The 17,582-nt window shown below is 53.8% G+C and carries 17 protein-coding genes; 13 read left to right on the top strand and 4 right to left on the bottom strand.

What is annotated here, in order from left to right:
- Positions 1 to 48: 48 nt before the first annotated feature.
- The 5 genes from ACXM2N_RS06075 (at position 49) to ACXM2N_RS06055 (ending at position 6,242) form a co-directional block, all read left to right on the top strand.
- Complete coding sequence (locus tag ACXM2N_RS06075; protein ID WP_458486909.1) at positions 49 to 1,059, top strand: helix-turn-helix transcriptional regulator; 1,011 nt, start codon at positions 49 to 51, stop codon at positions 1,057 to 1,059.
- Positions 1,060 to 1,061: 2 nt separating this feature from the next.
- Positions 1,062 to 2,027, top strand: a complete 966-nt coding sequence (locus ACXM2N_RS06070) for a helix-turn-helix transcriptional regulator (protein ID WP_458486907.1) — start codon at positions 1,062 to 1,064, stop codon at positions 2,025 to 2,027.
- A 62-nt stretch (positions 2,028 to 2,089) separates the two neighbouring features.
- Positions 2,090 to 2,401, top strand: coding sequence for a Sec-independent protein translocase subunit TatA (tatA, locus tag ACXM2N_RS06065; protein WP_458486905.1), 312 nt, complete (start codon positions 2,090 to 2,092; stop codon positions 2,399 to 2,401).
- 32 nt (positions 2,402 to 2,433) lie between these two features.
- The gene (gene tatC, locus ACXM2N_RS06060) at positions 2,434 to 3,486 is read left to right on the top strand and encodes a twin-arginine translocase subunit TatC (protein ID WP_458486903.1); all 1,053 of its coding nucleotides are present in this window, start codon (positions 2,434 to 2,436) and stop codon (positions 3,484 to 3,486) included.
- A gap of 59 nt (positions 3,487 to 3,545) precedes the next feature.
- The gene (locus ACXM2N_RS06055; protein WP_458486901.1) at positions 3,546 to 6,242 is read left to right on the top strand and encodes a DEAD/DEAH box helicase; all 2,697 of its coding nucleotides are present in this window, start codon (positions 3,546 to 3,548) and stop codon (positions 6,240 to 6,242) included.
- Here the strand turns inward: ACXM2N_RS06055 and ACXM2N_RS06050 are convergent.
- Positions 6,239 to 7,174, bottom strand: coding sequence for a hypothetical protein (locus ACXM2N_RS06050; RefSeq protein WP_458486899.1), 936 nt, complete (start codon positions 7,172 to 7,174; stop codon positions 6,239 to 6,241). The two genes, ACXM2N_RS06055 and ACXM2N_RS06050, sit on opposite strands and share 4 nt — an antisense overlap.
- Before the next feature lie 432 nt (positions 7,175 to 7,606).
- On the bottom strand, positions 7,607 to 8,206 hold the full coding sequence (locus ACXM2N_RS06045; RefSeq protein ID WP_458486897.1) for a trypsin-like serine peptidase: 600 nt from the start codon (positions 8,204 to 8,206) through the stop codon (positions 7,607 to 7,609).
- Between the two features lie 65 nt (positions 8,207 to 8,271).
- On the opposite strand from ACXM2N_RS06045, the gene ACXM2N_RS06040 reads away from it, so the two are divergent.
- From ACXM2N_RS06040 to ACXM2N_RS06025, 4 genes are read left to right on the top strand one after another with little or no spacing between them, the layout of a single operon-like run.
- Positions 8,272 to 9,390 carry a M24 family metallopeptidase gene (locus ACXM2N_RS06040; protein ID WP_458486895.1) on the top strand — a complete coding sequence of 373 codons (1,119 nt, stop codon included), beginning with the start codon at positions 8,272 to 8,274 and terminating at the stop codon, positions 9,388 to 9,390.
- The gene (locus tag ACXM2N_RS06035; protein ID WP_458486893.1) at positions 9,387 to 10,118 is read left to right on the top strand and encodes an SDR family oxidoreductase; all 732 of its coding nucleotides are present in this window, start codon (positions 9,387 to 9,389) and stop codon (positions 10,116 to 10,118) included. Before ACXM2N_RS06040 ends, ACXM2N_RS06035 begins: the two co-directional genes overlap by 4 nt.
- Before the next feature lie 16 nt (positions 10,119 to 10,134).
- On the top strand, positions 10,135 to 11,331 hold the full coding sequence (gene cbiE, locus ACXM2N_RS06030) for a precorrin-6y C5,15-methyltransferase (decarboxylating) subunit CbiE (protein WP_458486891.1): 1,197 nt from the start codon (positions 10,135 to 10,137) through the stop codon (positions 11,329 to 11,331).
- Positions 11,332 to 11,333: 2 nt separating this feature from the next.
- Entirely contained in the window at positions 11,334 to 12,059 is a 726-nt protein-coding gene (locus tag ACXM2N_RS06025) for a precorrin-6A/cobalt-precorrin-6A reductase (protein WP_458486889.1), read from the top strand.
- Positions 12,060 to 12,108: 49 nt separating this feature from the next.
- Here the strand turns inward: ACXM2N_RS06025 and ACXM2N_RS06020 are convergent, their stop codons facing one another.
- On the bottom strand, positions 12,109 to 12,417 hold the full coding sequence (locus ACXM2N_RS06020) for a hypothetical protein (protein ID WP_458486887.1): 309 nt from the start codon (positions 12,415 to 12,417) through the stop codon (positions 12,109 to 12,111).
- Positions 12,418 to 12,527: 110 nt separating this feature from the next.
- Entirely contained in the window at positions 12,528 to 13,601 is a 1,074-nt protein-coding gene (locus ACXM2N_RS06015) for a hypothetical protein (protein ID WP_458486886.1), read from the bottom strand.
- A 92-nt stretch (positions 13,602 to 13,693) separates the two neighbouring features.
- Here ACXM2N_RS06015 and ACXM2N_RS06010 point away from each other — a divergent pair, with 92 nt between their 5' ends.
- The 4 genes from ACXM2N_RS06010 (at position 13,694) to ACXM2N_RS05995 (ending at position 17,571) form a co-directional block, all read left to right on the top strand.
- Positions 13,694 to 14,215: an FxsA family protein gene (locus ACXM2N_RS06010; RefSeq protein WP_458486884.1), complete on the top strand. Its 522-nt coding sequence runs from the start codon at positions 13,694 to 13,696 to the stop codon at positions 14,213 to 14,215.
- A 14-nt stretch (positions 14,216 to 14,229) separates the two neighbouring features.
- The gene (gene lnt, locus ACXM2N_RS06005) at positions 14,230 to 15,789 is read left to right on the top strand and encodes an apolipoprotein N-acyltransferase (RefSeq protein WP_458491036.1); all 1,560 of its coding nucleotides are present in this window, start codon (positions 14,230 to 14,232) and stop codon (positions 15,787 to 15,789) included.
- A gap of 49 nt (positions 15,790 to 15,838) precedes the next feature.
- Positions 15,839 to 16,642 (top strand): polyprenol monophosphomannose synthase, encoded by an 804-nt coding sequence (locus ACXM2N_RS06000; RefSeq protein WP_458486882.1) that lies wholly within the window; start codon positions 15,839 to 15,841, stop codon positions 16,640 to 16,642.
- A gap of 89 nt (positions 16,643 to 16,731) precedes the next feature.
- Positions 16,732 to 17,571, top strand: coding sequence for a hypothetical protein (locus ACXM2N_RS05995; RefSeq protein ID WP_458486880.1), 840 nt, complete (start codon positions 16,732 to 16,734; stop codon positions 17,569 to 17,571).
- The last annotated feature ends 11 nt before the right edge of the window (positions 17,572 to 17,582 follow it).

Below are 17,582 nucleotides of genomic sequence, written 5' to 3'. Positions count from 1 at the left end.
CTTAAAATCGAAATGGTGTCCCTCTCCCTCACAGTAAGGATGTAACCAATGTCTACACCTCTCAAAAGAGATGAGCAGATTGAGAGACTGGTCAATCTCACATTCGCTTTCCTCAACTTGGAAAAGTTTGGCCAGTCCTTCCTTACCTTCGACTGGGTCGTCAAAAATGTTCCAGGGTATGACCTCAACACTGCGGATGAGAAGAAATCTCTCCGTGCCCTGAACAAAATGTTTAACCGCGACCGTAAGCAGCTTATGGCCGCTGGTGTCCCCATAGAAACTGTCGCACTTGGAGAACACGTAGGCTACCGCCTGCAAGCAGATGATTACCGTTTGCCAGAGGTGTCTTTTACTCCCGAGGAGGCGACCGTACTCGCGCTGGCGGGACAAATGGGCAACGGGGACGAGCTAGCTACATTCTCACGCTCTGGGTGGACAAAAATTGCCGCAAGTGGCGTCCACAGAGACCTCTCCATGACGCCACAATTCACCAGCGTGAACGATTTCACGTCTTTGCCTGCAAAAACGCTAGACGAGATACTCCAAGCCACGAAGAACCACACGCGTATCTCCTTCATGTATACGGCGAATGTGACCGCTGAACCAGTGGAGCGCTGGATGGATCCGTGGGGCATCGTAAGTGTGCGCGACCGTCTCTACTTGGTTGGGCATGACCTCGATCGGGATGAGGCAAGGTGTTTCCGCATTACGCGTGTTGCCGAGGTGGTGCCGCTGGATATGGAGGATGACGTAGTTGCTTCCTACGGCGACTTCAACCCTGCAGACCCTAAAGTGAATCTTCAAGATCTTGTGGAAGATCAGCTCCGCCGCGGGCGATCCATTGTCACCGCCCAGATTCACGCGCTCAACCCGCAGGGGTGCGCGGAGCTCGTCGCAGCAGGCACAGAAACGGAACCCCAAGTCTTTGAGCTTGTCGACGTCGACCTGGACTGGTTGGTCCGAACGGCGTGCGCATGCACGCCGCACGCCAAGGTACTGGGACCGCCTGATGTGGTGGCCAGCGTCGTCAAGCATCTCCACGTTGCCGCAGGAGCTTAAAAATGAGTCACATTTACAAACGCCACAATGACCTGGTGCGCATGCTTAACCTGCTGCCATATTTCAAGGCTCACCCAGGTAGGTCCATGATGGAAGCGGCAGCTGACTTAGGATCCACCCCCACCCAAGTCCGCGATGATCTATCGCGGCTGTTCTGCTGTGGCCCAGGAACCTTCCCAGACCAACTAGTAGACATGGAAGCATCGCTTGCCAGTGTGCAAATTCTCGACAGCCAAGGTATGGACCAGCCACTGCGTCTTACCCGAACGGAAGCAGCAGCACTCCTGCTTGCGCTGGAAAACCTTGAAAACGTGCCTGGGCTGGTGGACCGCACAGCCGTGGTCAGCGCAGCCAACAAACTGCGCGATATCATGGGCATGGACACCGTCGCCGTATTTGATTCAGAGGGCCACGGTTATGTGCCGGAAACTGATTTGGATGTCATCCGCGAGTCTATGGAGCGGCGCAAGCAGCTAACATTTACCTACAACTCCGCCTATCGCGGCGCGGTGGAAAGCCGCACCGTGTCCGCAGCACGCATCTACACATTTGACTCGCAGGTATACCTGACCGCATGGGACCACGATAAGGAGAAGCACCTCACTTTCCGCCTGGATCGAATCAGTAATCCGCAACTAACCGATGACGTAGCAACACCGCGCGCCCAAGAGATACCATTCGATCCCAAGGATCCATTCGGGTTCAAGAAAGCCGATACTAAGGCCACAATAGCTGTGGAAAAAGAATCCATCTGGGTCACGGAAGGACTACCTATTGAGCTAGGGGAAGAAGATGACCGCGGCCGCATACTTGGTACTCTGCCGCTAGTGGACGAAGACTGGCTCATACATTTCGCTCTGTCCAACGCAGACCGAGTCACCGTCATCACACCCGCAAACGTAGCGACACAGGTATCACTTCGCGCCCAAAGCGGGTTAAGCTTGTATGATCTGCCATTGAACGAATAAGTGCGCGAAGCCATCGCGCGCTGACCTTAAAGGCACTTTGATGCCACAGAAAGGCAACTGACATGAGTCTTCCAGGTGGTTGGGAACTAGTCCTCATCCTCGTTGTTATCGTCCTACTCTTTGGCGCTAAGAAGCTCCCCGACGCTGCACGTTCCCTCGGACGCTCCATGCGCATCTTCAAGTCTGAAGTCAAGGAAATGAGCAACGACGACAAGCCAGCTCAGCCAACCCAAATTGAGGCGCCCGCGCAGAATCCTGCTCAGTACTATGGCAACCAGCCTAACCCACAGCAGAATCTTCAGCAGGGGCAAACGCAGCAGAACTACCAGCCTGGTCAGTACCCAGATCAGGGCTACCCAAACAACATCCAGTAGTTTCCCACTTCCATAGGTTTCACTAGGGAATTATGAGCACCACCAAGCCAACGACTATGCGCCGAAAGCGCCGTCCAGCGGACGGCACCATGGCGCTCGTTGAGCACTTCCAAGAGTTCCGGCGTCGCCTGATTATCTCCGTACTAGCGGTAGTGGTGGGCGCCGTCGTGGGCTTTATCTGGTACCAGCATTCTATTTTTGGTATCCCGACACTTGGCGAGATCCTGCGCGAGCCATATTGCAACCTCCCACCAGAAAAGCGCGCGTTCAGTATCAACGACGGTGAATGCCGACTACTGGCCATCAAGCCTCTGGAAATGCTGTTGTTGCGCATGAAAGTGGGAGCGCTCGCCGGCCTAGTATTTGCGTCGCCGATATGGCTGTACCAAATTTGGGCGTTTATTACCCCAGGGTTGCATAAGAATGAACGCAAGTACACGTTTACGTTCGTGGGACTATCCGTGTTCATGTTCGTTCTCGGTGCGTTCTTCGCCTACATCGTCCTGTCCTACGGACTGGAAATCCTCCTCACCATGGGAGATGAAGCCCAAGTAGCTGGATTGACCGGTGGGGAATACTTTAACTTCGTGCTTTCCATGCTCGCCATCTTCGGCGTCAGCTTCGAACTCCCACTCATCCTGATCATGATGAACTTTGCTGGTCTCTTGCCCTACGAGACCATCAAGGGCCGTCGTGATGTCATCTGGATTGTGCTTGCCATATTCTCCGCAATCATGACTCCAACCCAAGATCCATTCACCATGCTGGGTCTGATGGTCGCTCTCATCGTTCTTGTAGAAGGAGCACTGTTGGTCATGCGCCTGCACGACAAGAAGCGTGAGAAAGAACGTCCACACTGGATGGATGTCGACGACGACGAAGCATCGCCCATGATCCCTAGCGCCGGTGGAATCGAGGCACCACAACCAATTGACGGGAGCAACGGTATCGGGCGCCCAACTCCTATCCACGGCAGTGGATCGATTGGGGGAGCACAACCAGTTAACCCGCCTCAACCGATCAAGCCTCAGCACACCATTCAAGCTTCTAAAGAACCCGGAACGTTCTTCGACGACGTCACCTAGTAGCGAACACCGATCACGGCACCAACGCCTGATCGGTTTCTTCGTCTACGGTAGAAAACATGACGCACCTTGAGCAGTTCCAAGCCGCCGTAAACTTCCCCCTCGACGACTTCCAGGTCGAGGCGTGCCGCTCCATCGAGGAAGGACATGGAGTTCTCGTTTGTGCTCCTACGGGAGCCGGCAAGACCATCGTCGGCGAATTCGGCGTATATCTAGCGAGTGCACACGGCACCAAGTGCTTTTACACAACACCCATCAAGGCGCTGAGCAACCAGAAATATCATGACCTCTGTGCCGCCCATGGGGAAGAAAACGTAGGCCTGCTCACCGGAGACGTCTCCATCAACCACAACGCGGACATCGTAGTCATGACTACCGAAGTGCTGCGTAACATGATTTACGCCGAATCCGACGCCCTCGACCGCCTCGAGTTCGTGGTCATGGATGAAATTCACTTCCTCTCGGACAAATCCCGGGGCGCAGTATGGGAAGAAGTCATCCTTAATCTGGATGAATCCGTATCCGTCATCGGTCTATCAGCCACCGTTTCCAACTCCGAGGAATTTGGCAACTGGCTGACAACCGTGCGCGGGGATACCAAAGTGATTGTCACTGATAAACGGCCAGTACCGCTGAATCAATGGATGCTCGTCGGCCGTAAACTGCACCCCCTCTTCGATGAAGATAACGTCACCCTCAACAGCAACCTAGCTAGCCACATTGAACGCCTCGAAGACCAAGCATTCAGGACGGGATTTGGCGGTCGCAGTGGTCGCGGACGCCCCGATAAGCACCAGCCACTTAGCCGGGTCGAAGTACTCGAAATCCTGCAGCAGCACGACATGCTTCCAGCTATCACTTTTATTTTCTCCCGCGCAGGTTGCGACGGAGCTCTTTACCAATGTCTGCGATCAAGGCTCGTCCTCACCACGGAGGAAGAATCAAAGCTTATTGCCCAAATTATCGAAGAGGGAGTAAGCGACATTCCAGAAGAGGATCTTAAGATCCTCGACTACGGCCGGTGGCGTTCAGCGCTGATGCGCGGTTTCGCAGCTCACCATGCAGGCATGCTTCCTGCTTTCCGCCACATCGTAGAAAAGCTCTTTGTCAAAGGTTTGGTCAAGGCAGTATTCGCAACGGAAACGCTCGCACTTGGCATCAACATGCCAGCACGTACCGTAGTGCTGGAAAAACTCGTCAAATACGACGGAGAAGCACACGTTGATCTCACGCCAGGTCAATACACACAGCTAACTGGTCGTGCTGGACGACGCGGAATCGACACCATTGGCAACGCCGTTGTCATGTGGGTACCAACGATAGACGCACGCGCCGTGGCCGGACTCGCGTCAACACGAACCTACCCGTTGAACTCAACATTTGAGCCGGGCTACAACATGAGCGTTAACCTGCTCAAAACCATCGGATACGAAGCAGCTCACAGGCTCATTGAAAAGTCCTTCGCCCAGTTTCAAGCTGATGGGAGCGTTGTGGATGTCGCTCGCGACTTGGAACGTGCTGACAATGAACTAGAGCGAGAAACAATCGAGCTTCAGGCGCTCATCCACAAGGTAAATCCGCCATCCGACGATCCAATAGCCGAATTCCTTGATTACATGGATCTGCGGCGTAAGTTAACAGAAGCAGAGAAACGAGCAAAGAAGTTCGCAGCTGAACAACGCGGCATCGAAATCACGAGAGCTCTCAGTAAACTCCAAATCGGTGATGTCATCGCGCTTCCAGGAAAGAAGAAGCCCGTTCTTGCAGTCGTTGTTCAACCTGCAAGCAACCGTCACGATCCAAAGCCATGGATCACTATGGAATCAGGATGGTCTGGACGGCTGTCGAGCAGTGATATCGGTATACCACCAGTCAATGTGGGCCACATGCGCCTTCCACGCGCAGCAATTACTCACCCTCGCAAGAACTCTCGGCAGGTTGTCACCGCTTTCGCACGAAACACGTACAAGCGACCTAAAAAGTTACGACACGAAGCGCGGCTACGACCGACTAAGGAAATCACTGCTCTCCGCTTGGCGCTGAGAGAGCACCCGTCTCATCAGTGGGTTGGCCGAGAAGAAATGGCTCGTCATGGCGAGAAACTTCTTAGAGCTCGTAGGAAACGCGACGCATTGAAACTGACTATTGAAAACGCCACCGATACTCTCGGCAAGACATTCGACAGGATCTTGGACCTGCTTGGAGAACTCGACTACGTCGAATTCGAAGCTGGTACCCCTACCATCGCTTTCGAGGGCGAGAGGCTCGCTGAGATTCACAATGAATCAGATCTATTGGTAGCTCAATGTCTGCGCCGTGGAATTTGGGAGGATTTAGACCCCGCAGAACTAGCCGGTGTGGTCAGTATGTGCACCTTTGAGAACCGCCGCGAGACCAAGGGACAGGCAAACGGTGCAACAGATCGGATGATTGATGCTATGGAGAATACGGACAGGTTGTGGACCGAATTGTCGTCTGATGAGCGGCGTCATCGTCTGCCGTTAACCAAGATTCCTGATCCGGCCTTTGCTCTTTCAATCCACCAGTGGGCCGCTGGCGCACCACTAGGCTACTGTCTTGCCGCTGCCGCTGACTGTGGCACGGAGCTCACTCCGGGCGACTTCGTTCGTCAAGCACGCCAGGTAGTTGATTTGCTCGAGCAGATACGAGGAACGGGTTATTCTGACGAAATCAGGAATAACGCTAGGCTGGCTATCGAGGCGATTAGAAGGGGAGTCGTGGCTATTGGTAGCTAGCCGCTGTCTTCGTCCTTTATGATCCTTAGGTTCTTCTTTCTGCGATCGTTGCGCTGCTTGGCAATTTTCTGATTGACGCTCTGTCCCCACCCATGGGTACTTGGAGCTGGAGGCTTTACCTCGGCTGCTTTAGCTACTTCTTCCGGTGTTGCTAGCGCTTCTCCAGTGTGTGCAAGCGGACCGTCGGGGAGAACAACGTACTGCTCGCCGTCAGAATCAATCCAAACTTTCGCACCTTTTGAATTCACTGAAGCAACTCGGAGACGGTCGTCTGTCTTTATTCGATGGCAGGGCGGACACACTTTTCCGCCTTGTTTGGGATCGGTGTTTGTTCCGTCGAAGTTAATGGTGTGTTCCCCGTCGCAGTGGAGAGCATCCGTCGAGCAACTTGGCCCCATACAATGCCCATCTCTTCCCTCAAGGAAGGCTTGGCATCCTTGGCTGAAAAACCGCTTGTCCTTGTCTTTCGCCATGTCGTAATGCAGAATTCGCACATGCGTGATGCGAGGCAGCCACGTGTTGACTTGGTCTTGGCTCAGCGGTCCGGCGCCCACGAGATCGAGTAGGCCTACTTCATTAGGGATGAGGTTGAGGACAACCTTTGCGTCCGCGCCCTCCTCGAAGAATTTGATGGCGGCATCGATCTCAGAAATCCCATCTGCCTTAGCTTTCTTTCTAATTGCTTTGGTTACAAGCAAGGATTCTGCTGGGGTCATGCGCATGGATACGCGTGTGTTAAGGTCCTCATGGGTAGTGGTGATACCTCTCTTTTCCTGTTGCCGCAGTCGAACAGCCTCTGGATCTACCTCAGTTAGTTTCCGATTAATTCTGTTGGCTATTGCCCTTGGCTGGCGTAGTACTTCATTAGGCACGACCGGTGTCAGTAACAGTTGCAGGTACTCATCCATGACGCCCATCTTGTCCTCGCTCACGCCTTTAAGTGATCTATCGATGGATATAAGCCGATCAAGGTCCAGGTGATACATCTTGCGTTGAAGCGCTACCAAGAGCGGAAGCAATTTCAGCCGCTGGAAGCAGACAATCAGGCTTCGAATTCGTTGAAGAGAGAGACCAAGTTGGGCCGCCAGGCTAGTCACATAGGACTCGAAATCCTTTTCCCCGTCAGGATTTTGCTCCATCCAAAACTCAAAATCGGCCTTGTTCCTATCCCTTTGATAACGCCCTCGGGGATTGCCTACATCAACGCACTTAAAGCCAACCTCGCACAGGGGATCCAACTCCATTACTGGCGCACTCACGATAACTCCCATCAACCAATAGGGGACCTCTAATTTATGGTTGTTCGAATACTATTTCGAATGAGGGACATTTCATTTCCCAGCTACCCCCGTGCCAGGGAAGATTCAAGATAAAGCTCCATTTTCGCCACCCCCTCCCAGGTGCCGTTGAACAGATTCAATTTCTGACTTATAAGACGGCAACATGGAAATCGTCGCGATCCCTAGGTTCCACCGTCTGAAATTGAGCACTAGTGATTGAATGCCGATGATCTCGCCTTCACAGAACACGGGCCCACCTGAATCGCCAGGAATCGCAGGAGGGTAAGAAAACACCAATCCTGCGCGCCTAATGCGAGTTTCAAAGGTGGTGTTTGCGCTGAATAGGAGAGGAAAAAGGTATCGACCGCGCACGGTACGTGCGGTCCTTTTTCCTCGGAACCCAATGGTGTGGGTGCGAGCCAGCATTCTTGGGTACCTAGCCGCAATGGGGTAATAGCGTTCGCACTCAATGGCTTTGTCTACTCGGAGCACTGCGACATCCGTCGACCGGATCTTTCTGTACACGTTGCTATAGAAAGTTTTCCCGCGGGCCGTGACCGCGATGCTTCCGTTCTTTCCCCGGAGAAAATGTGCTGCCGTGACAACAGTGTGTGCGTCGATAAGAAAACCAGTGCAGGTTTCGCGCCCTGAGCGAAGCTGGACAATCGTATCTGGCAAGCTCATGTGAAACAGCCTATCGCGAGTTTTGCTTCATATGTGCCACGAGCATTCCTAATACACTTAGTGACATGTCTAACTTGAGGTTCGATACATCCGTCTACCAAAATCGCGTGGAAAAAGCGCAAAGACTGTGCCGCGAAAACAACATAGCGGGATTAATAGTGCCTACCGGCCCGCAATTGGCTTATCTTACGGGTTCGTGGATCTCAACCCACGAACGATTCACCGCGCTCATTATTCCAGCTAGCGGCACGCCCGCCTTTGTTTTACCTGGGGTAGATCGCGGCGATCTAGACCGAAGCGCAATTCCGGATATGGATGTAGAGATTATCCAGTGGAATGATGGTCAGGACGCCCACAATTTAGCGGTGCAACACCTCACTGCGCCTGAGGGCAGTACCATCGCAGTTGGTGCAGACATGACTGCGGATCACCTCCTCACATTGCAGGCAATATTGCACGGCGTTAAGACCGTACTAGCCAACGACATCTTGGCAGAACTGTTCATCTCCAAAGACGTAGACGAGATAGAGCAACTTCGACTCGCTGGTGCGGCAATTGACCGCGTACACGCAACGGTGCCGTCCCTGTTGCTACCTGGAAGGACTGAACGCGACGTCGCCTCGGACCTTGAGAAACTGATTCTAGAAGAGCATTCGAGTGTTGACTTCATCATTGTCGGAAGTGCCGAGAATGGGGCTAACGCTCATCACGACTACTCTGATCGTGTTCTGGCTAATGGTGACGTGGTAGTTGTAGACATCGGTGGCACTTACGGCCCTGGATATCATTCTGATTGCACCCGCACCTATGTGGTCGGAGGCACCGTTAATCCACAAGTTAAAGAAAAGTTCGACGTCCTCCTCGCCGCACAAGAGGCAGCAGTTCAAGCTGTGAAACCAGGAGTTCCTGCTGCAGAGATTGATCGCGTTGCACGCGACATTCTTTCCGACGCTGGGCTCGGCGAATTCTTCATCCACCGAACCGGCCACGGTATCGGATTATCCACACACGAGGAGCCCTTCATCATGGCCGGGAACGATTTGCTTCTGGCCCCGGGCATGGCGTTTTCCATCGAACCGGGCTTCTACATCGACGGGGAATTTGGCGCCCGCATTGAAGACATCGTTGTAGTCACCGAACACGGCTGCGAACGCCTCAACAATGAACCACGGGAGCTTCGATGACCCAAACAGTTCTTATCCTAGGAGCGACAAGCGAAATCGGCGGCGAGATAGCAGCCCGTCTCGCGCCGGGGCGAAGGGTCGTTCTTGCTGCTCGCAGAGTCGAAGCGCTTGCGGAAGTTGAGGCCGCGGTTATCGCTGCAGGTGCGGTGAACGTTGAAAAGCTACACTTCGAGGCCACGGATCACAGCGAGCACCGCAGGATCATTGAGTCAGTCGGCGAAATTTCACACGCCGTGGTTTGCTTCGGAATCCTGGGCGATCAGCAACGGGCCGAGCACGATGAGCATCACGCAGTCGAAATCGCGACAGTAGATTACGCATCACAGGTCTCGGCACTTACAGTCCTCAGTGACGTCCTGCGTAAACAATCAACCCCTGCTACGATTATCGCCTTTTCATCCATCGCGGGCTGGCGCGCCCGGCGCGCCAACTTCGTCTACGGTTCCACCAAAGCCGGCCTTGACGCATTCTGTCAAGGTCTCATGGACGCTCTACACGGATCACATGTCTCTCTGATCTTGGCTCGGCCTGGGTTTGTCATCGGAAAGATGACGGAAGGAATGAAACCAGCCCCCATGTCTGTGACTGCTGACGTGGTAGCGGAAGCGGTCGTCGATGCTGCACAACGAGGGAAGTCAGACACGCTCTGGATCCCTTCCAGATTGCGAGTTTTAGCGTGGATTATGTCAGTTGTACCTCGTCCTATTTGGCGAAGAATGCCCCGATGAACAGAAGGAGATGATGATGGCTAATCGCATTACAGCGCTGCGTACTTCCGGCGGGGAAGATGTTGTACCGCAGCAGACGGTCACTATAGTTGGCATTGGCGAATCAGGTTTCCTGGAACTCGGGGCACGCGCCCAACAGGCCATTTATGGCGCGCAGCTTATCCTGGGGACGTGGCGCCAACTGGGATCGTTACCTGACGACGTTCAGGCTGATAAGCGTCCGTACGCGACCGTGAATCAAATAGCTGAAATCTTTAGGGATCATTCTGCTTCTCGGATTGTGGTATTGGACCAAGGAGACCCATCATTCTTTGGGGTGGCGGAGCAAGTCTCACGGGTGGCTAGGAATGCGCACATATCGGTTATTCCTCATGTTTCCGCGCCGTCTCTTGCGTGTGCCCGTTTAGGGCTACGTCTTGAAGAAACCGAGGTGTACTCGGTTTGGTCTGATGACGTATCTCACTTGGTTGTCGGTTTAGATAAAGGTCGACCTTTTTTCGTACTAGCTAAAGACGAGACAACGATTAACCAAATCGCATCCTTGCTCTGCAGCAAGGGATACGAGGATGCGGTTCTTGTTTCGCTGTGCGATCTTGGCGGACCTGCAGAAAGCATTACCTACGGTTCGGCGACCGAGCCACCAGAGGTGAATTCCGAACTGTGCGTGGTTGCAGTCATCACTCTGCGCAACGGGCAGTCTCTATTGCCGGGCCTATCCGACCACAACTACAGTCATGTTCACAACTCAAAACACGTACGGGCACTGAGTATTTGTGCACTGCGTCCCCGCGATACTGACACGATGTGGTCGATTGGTGGCGGGGCCATTGCCATTGAATTTCTTCGCGCCACTTCGCATTCGCGGGCGATCTGTTTTGAGGAATCAGGTGGCTTACAAGACCTCATGTTGGCGGATGCTCACCGATTAGGAGTCGCACATCGGATTGCGATTCAGCATAAGGCCCCTGACGCTTTTGATGACGTGCCGGATGCTCCGGACGTCATCTTTATCGGGGAAGATGGTTTGTCGATTCTTGAGAGAGCGTGGCAACGGCTTCGTCCGGGTGGGCGGTTAGTTATCAACGGCGATGAATCCCTCGTATCGTTAACCCGAACGTACGGCGGATCGGTTGATCGCTTTGTGATCGACAACTTGCAGGGAAACTCGCAAGAGTTCTACCAGTTAGTTGTCACCAAACCTGAGGGGATCTGAAGATGCGCGCGTTAATTCTTGGTGGAACTCCCAGTGCTCGAGCGATAGCACAAGACATGTTCCGCTCCGGCTGGCGAGTTACTACGTCTGTGCCCGAATACGGTGCGCTTAATCAGGTACCCATCGGGGAGGTACACGTTGGTGGGTTCGGAGGGCCCGCCGGTTTGACTCAGTGGCTGTTGTCGCAAGGAGTGGAGCTCATCATTGACGCGTCCGACCCCTTCGCGGAGCGAATTTCCTTGTCCGCTTCTGAGGCAGCACGCGCGCTACGCATTCCGCTGGTGATCCTTGACGAACCACGGTGGACACCTGAGCGGGCAGACAAATGGCATTTCGTTGACTCGATGTCAGAAGCAGCGAGCGCGTCATCGCGTTTCCACCATATCCTGCTTGATGTAGGAGATTTGAATATAGCGCCCTTCGCTGCTGACGCAGACAATCTCTACGTTATTCGCGGATCAGTGGGAGCGCAGCCTCACCTACCTGCCCGGTTCCGGCGCATTCCTGCCAAGGACACTGCAGATGTAGCTGAAGAGAAGAAGATCATTCGTGATAATCAGATCGACTGTGTGGTGATCCGGGAGACACTCGGGCATCCACCTGCCGTGGTTGAAGCAGCACGAGGGCTGGGCGTTACCGTCGTCATCCTTCGCGCACCGGATCTGAATAAAGGCTCGTTCACAGCGCGGAGCGTTGAGGATGCTGTTAGCTACGCTTCACGAATGTAAAAGACCTCAGTCCGTGAGAGGACTGAGGTTACTTCCTAACACCCGAGAGCTAGACTCGGGTGACGTTATAAAGCCAAGTGCGGATTGGGCCGGCGATAATTGCGATGCCCTGCAGCGAAGCTAGCGCGATGAGAATTCCTAGGAAGACGTCGCGGTACTTATTGAAGAAGTCACGGAAACTTGATGATCCGCTGTCCACCGAGGTGCCTGCATCTTCTTTAGGCGTATTGTCACTTGAGATTTCAGTGGCGGTGGTCTGTTCATTAACCTGGGGGTCCACAGGCTGAGCTACAGCGCTGGATCCCGAAAAGATCAGGGTGGCAGCGATTGCCGTGACAGCTGCTTTCTTGAGGGACATTCATTTCTCCTTTATGAATTTCGGCTTCAGCGAGTATATCGACCAACGTGCCCTATACGTTTCATTTCTTCAGGAATTTGGAAGAATTGATAGCTTTTCTCGCCAGAGGCTCAGGCTATTTCCTCGACTTCATACTCACCATCACCTGTGGCGATGTAATCAATCGTGGTTTCAGCGGGACGGCCACATTTGTGGCCGCAACCGCTGAAATGGGTGCGGCCGGTGAGGCCGCCGGAGCTGGCTAGGTAGTGCTGAGCGTCGGTGCGGACGTCGGAAAGAGCCCGTGAGCATCCTTGAGTGCCCACGCAGGACGTAACCTTGAGCCAGGGCGATTCTGCGTCGAAGACCATGCCCTGCGGCGCCAAGACCTTAGCAACAGCCTCGGCGTCGCCTTCGTCTAAATCGTGGATCAACAGGCTTGGCCAACCGGTGACGGTGGTATGGGCTCCCACTGCGCCGAGAATGTGCGCGATTTTGGCGCTCATTGTTGCCATCGGCACGCCAAGCCCCAAGGTCACTTTTTCATCGTTTTGAATCCACCCGACTTGCGGGGAAGATGGCAGGATGATGGATGGGCGCTCACCACGCTGAGTGTGCTTGGAGGATTCAAGGTAGCTCAGTGCCCACGAGCGAAATTCAGAGTCGACACGACGCGAAGCACCGCTTCTTTTGAGCCATTCGACCAGCAGGTTCTCCAGAGTCTCGCCCGGATTGGTGGTCGTGTGCGGAGTAATGTCACCACCTACGATGACATGCGTATCATCACCCACCGTAGCGAACCCAAAGTCTGGACGGTTGACTAAGACGTCGCCTTTGCCGTCATCAATACCAATCAGCAGGCGATCCTCGCTGATGTTCTCAACGCACGAACCGATCTCCAGCAGCAGATCATTGCTTACCGACGCCGAGGCCAACACCTGCGGGTGACCGTGCTTGGTAGGAAGCACATCGCTTTCGGTCACCGCCGTTGCGAATCCACGTGGATCAGCAATGCCACGCACCTGGACTCCTCCACGGGAGGTGAGGCGCAGGGAAGCATCACCAAAGCTTGCCGACAAGCCGGCAAGCTCTTCCCACTGCGCCGCGCTCACGCGGCCACCCAAAAACCTCACGATGGCAGTGTGGCCATCTTTAGCCAGATGCAAACGATGAGAATCAGGAATTCTTGACGACGATGATTTCATGACATAGAAATATACAACCTTTTGTGCCTCCATTGCTCCCGTACATGGCGTGCTAGCAGCACAACACGAAGATCACTAGCTATTGTGGGCATATGCCACTTTTCATCGCCTTCCCTTACATCCTTGTAGAAGCTCTAGCGTTTTGGCTCGTATCCAAATGGATAGGAGTAGGTTTAGCTCTCGTGCTGCTTATTGGCTGCTTCTTCGCCGGCGCCATTATCGCAGCGTGGCAAATGCGGTCCATCGCTTTCAACGCCACCAAAACCCCAGAGAAGGTTGGCAAAGCTGCCGGGGACCTTGGGCTCACTGCAGCTGGCGCTATTTTGATGGCAATGCCAGGATTTGTGACCTTTATCATCGGGTTATTGCTGGTACTGCCGCCTACTCGCGCGGCCCTTCGCACCGTACTAGCCAAGAAACTCAGGGCAAAAATTGAAGATCTTGGTGTGAAGAGTTTCCAGATGACCAATCAATACCGCCAACAGACAAGCTATGGAAACTTTGGCGGTGGCGTAGTAGATAGCGAACAAGACATCCAAAACTGGACCCAGAATCTTCGCCCAGAAGACTTCAGCGACAAAGGTGATAACAACCCACCGCGTTCCCGAAGCTAATCTAGAGCACTGTGATGAAAAGCCCATTGATCATTATGCTGCTGCGCCTTCTCGCAGCAGCTTTTTCCGGCCTGCTGGTCTACGCCTCCTACGAGCCACTGGGGTGGTTCATTTCAGGCATCGCGGGAATGGCGATCCTTTTCCTAGCGTATGCGCCGCGATCGTTCTTCTTCAGCATGAGAGATCGGCCCGTTAAAAAGAAACTAATTTTTACTAACGGTGACCTCACAGGTGGCGGCGGCTTTATCGTTGGACTCGTCCACGGCCTGAGCCTGTACTTGCTACTGCTCCCGTGGATCGGTGAATTCGTAGGCGCCATGCCGTACGTTGCGCTATCCGTGGTGCTGGCCCTTTTTTCTGGTGCCTTCGGCATCATTGCAGTCCTGTGCCTTAGACGGCGCTACGGCATCGTGTGGTACGCGTTCATCTACGTGGCCGTCGAATACCTACGATCGAACTATCCTTTCGGAGGATTCGCCTGGGTTAGGCTTGCGTGGGGCCAGATAAACGGACCGCTGGCGCAGCTAGCAAGCATAGGTGGTCCAGCACTCGTCACCTTCGCTACGGTGGTGGCTTCCTTGGCGTTGGTCTCCCTAGCAGTGCATCGAGCCAAATCGGCCATTATTGTTCTCTCAGTGATTGCCCTGGTGTGTGGGGGAACATGGCTAAGCAATGGCAAAGCAGATGACATTGGAAACGTTAACGTAGCCGCAATTCAGGGCAATGTACCGCGGATGGGGTTGGACTTTAATGCTCAACGCCGAGCTGTGCTCACCAATCACGTGCGTGAGACACAGAAACTCGGCCCGGACAACGGCACAGACGTAATTATCTGGCCGGAAAACTCCTCTGACGTAAATCCCTTCACAGACGTCGAAGCAGCAGATCTAATCAATCAGGCGCTACAAACCACGCAGCGGCCAATCTTAGTAGGAACTATTACGCGCGAAGAAGATGGCCCGAAGAACACCATGGTGGTCATGGACCCAACTACCGGCGCAGGGGATAGCCACAACAAAAAGTTCCTACAACCCTTCGGGGAATACATGCCGTGGCGCGACTTCTTCCGCATGATCACCCCGATGGTTGATATGGCTGGCAACTTCACGCCAGGATTCGGAACAGGCGTTGTTCGAATGAACGCCGAGTCACTAGGTAGGGCAGTAGCACTGGGTGTGGTCACCTGTTACGAAGTTGCCTTCGATGCCGCGGGGCGTGACGCCGTGCTCAATGGCGCAGAGATCCTTACAACCCCAACTAACAACGCCACCTTTGGTTTTACGGACATGACGTACCAGCAGCTGGCTATGAGCCGCATGCGTGCGCTGGAATTGGATCGTGCGGTAGTTGTGGTGGCCACATCAGGTGTGTCGGCCATGGTTCAGCCCAACGGCGAGGTGATGTCCGAAACCAAGATCTTTGAACCCGCAACCCTTAAAGCGTCAATGCCTCTGCGAGACACCGTGACTGTATCTGCGCGTTACGGTTTATATGTTGAGCTGGGTTTAGCTATTATTGGAGCGTTGATTGCTTTGTGGCTCGTTGTGACGCGCAGGCGTGACCTAAGAAGCTGAGCCCACATACCGTCCTAGCGTATAAGTCTAGGCCAAGGAGATTTTCTCAATGACTAACCCTAGTGATAAGACCCTGGTCATCATCCCGACCTACAACGAGCTGGAGAACCTTCCACTAATCACCGGTCGTGTGCGTTCAGCGACCCCTGACGTTCACGTTTTGATCGTCGATGACAACAGCCCCGACGGCACGGGCGAGGCTGCTGACAAGTTGGCAGCAAACGATGATCACATTCACGTCATCCACCGTACGGAGAAAGACGGACTGTACCGCGCTTACGTCGCAGGTTTCCGCTGGGGATTAGAGCGTGACTACACCGTTCTCTGCGAAATGGATGCTGACGGTTCCCATGCCCCAGAACAGCTTCATTTGCTGCTCGCAGAAATTGATAAGGGTGCAGACCTCGTGATCGGCTCCCGTTATGTCAAGGGTGGCCAGGTTGTTAACTGGCCTAAGAAGCGGTGGATTTTGTCTAAAGGTGGCAACATTTACACCTCCTTGGCGCTTGGCGCTGGTTTGTCCGACATGACCGCAGGCTACCGTGCGTTCCGACGCGAGGTGCTGGAGGCCATTGATTTGGATAGCCTCTCCAACGCAGGCTACATCTTCCAGGTCGAAATGGCGTTCCGCGTCGTTCAGGAAGGTTTCGACGTACGTGAGGTCCCAATTACCTTCACGGAGCGAGAAATTGGTGAGTCCAAGCTCGATGGCAGCTTTGTCAAAGACTCTCTACTCGAAGTCACTAAGTGGGGCGTCGCACACCGCAAGGATCAGTTGACCGAGCTGATCAAGGAGACGTCTGGCTTTGTGGGTTACGCGGTCAAGAAGTTTCGTAAGAAGCACATGATTTAGAAAAGGATTCTCCTTCGCCGGCACAACGTGCCGGCGTTTTCTTTTATCTAAATTCAGAAGTAGAACCTGTGCTGTTCTACAATACTCTTATGAAAATTTGGTCCTCACTAATCGCCGCTATCATGGCGATGTGCTTGGTTGTGGCCCCAGCCCAAGCACAGAGTGTAAATTCACAGGCTGTCCCAGCACGCAGCCAAATGGTCGTCCTCACCGACAACGGCGGATATTTTGCTACCCCTAATGCTCGGGAGCCGCGGCCAGCTTTAAGCCTCGTTAAGCTCTACCTGGGAATGTGGGTACTTCGCCACGGTCAACAGGCAGATAAAAACAGGGTAGAGCATATGATTCGTGTATCGCACGACGGAATTGCGACTGAGCTAGACAGGAAATATCCAAACGCAATTCGTTCGATCATGAAGTCCTACGGTCTTACTAATAGCTATTACCCTGGCTACTGGGGTAATTCCACCACCTCAGTGGTGGACGTAGCTAAGTTCGTCAAAGCCATTCGATTCGACCCAGTAGCGGCGCCACTCATCAGGGGAATGCGCAACGCCGCGCCGATTGCAGCTGACGGCTACGCTCAGAACTACGGAACGGCCCGCATACCAGGTGTTCAAGGAACAAAGTTCGGCTGGTCAGACTACCGTGACTACCATGGAACAGTATCGTTTGGTCCTGGTTATGTCGTGGCTGTCTCAACCCGTGGCCCAGCTAGCGCAAATACAACTGATGCCCTCAGAGGTTGGGTACCACCGCGAGTCAAGAAGCCAGCACCACGTCCGGCTGCTAAGGTTACGCCGGCTTCAGCGCTAAAGAAGCGCATTAAGTGCCACATTCCACCTACTTCTTCTAATGCCGTGGATCAGTTGATCCCTAACAACGCGCCAGTCACCTGGCAAGTGGTCAACCTAGTACCTAAGTGTTAAAGAAATCCCCG

This window comes from Corynebacterium sp. ZY180755 (genome assembly GCF_054331495.1).
This window is presented reverse-complemented; position numbering and strand designations above follow the sequence as displayed.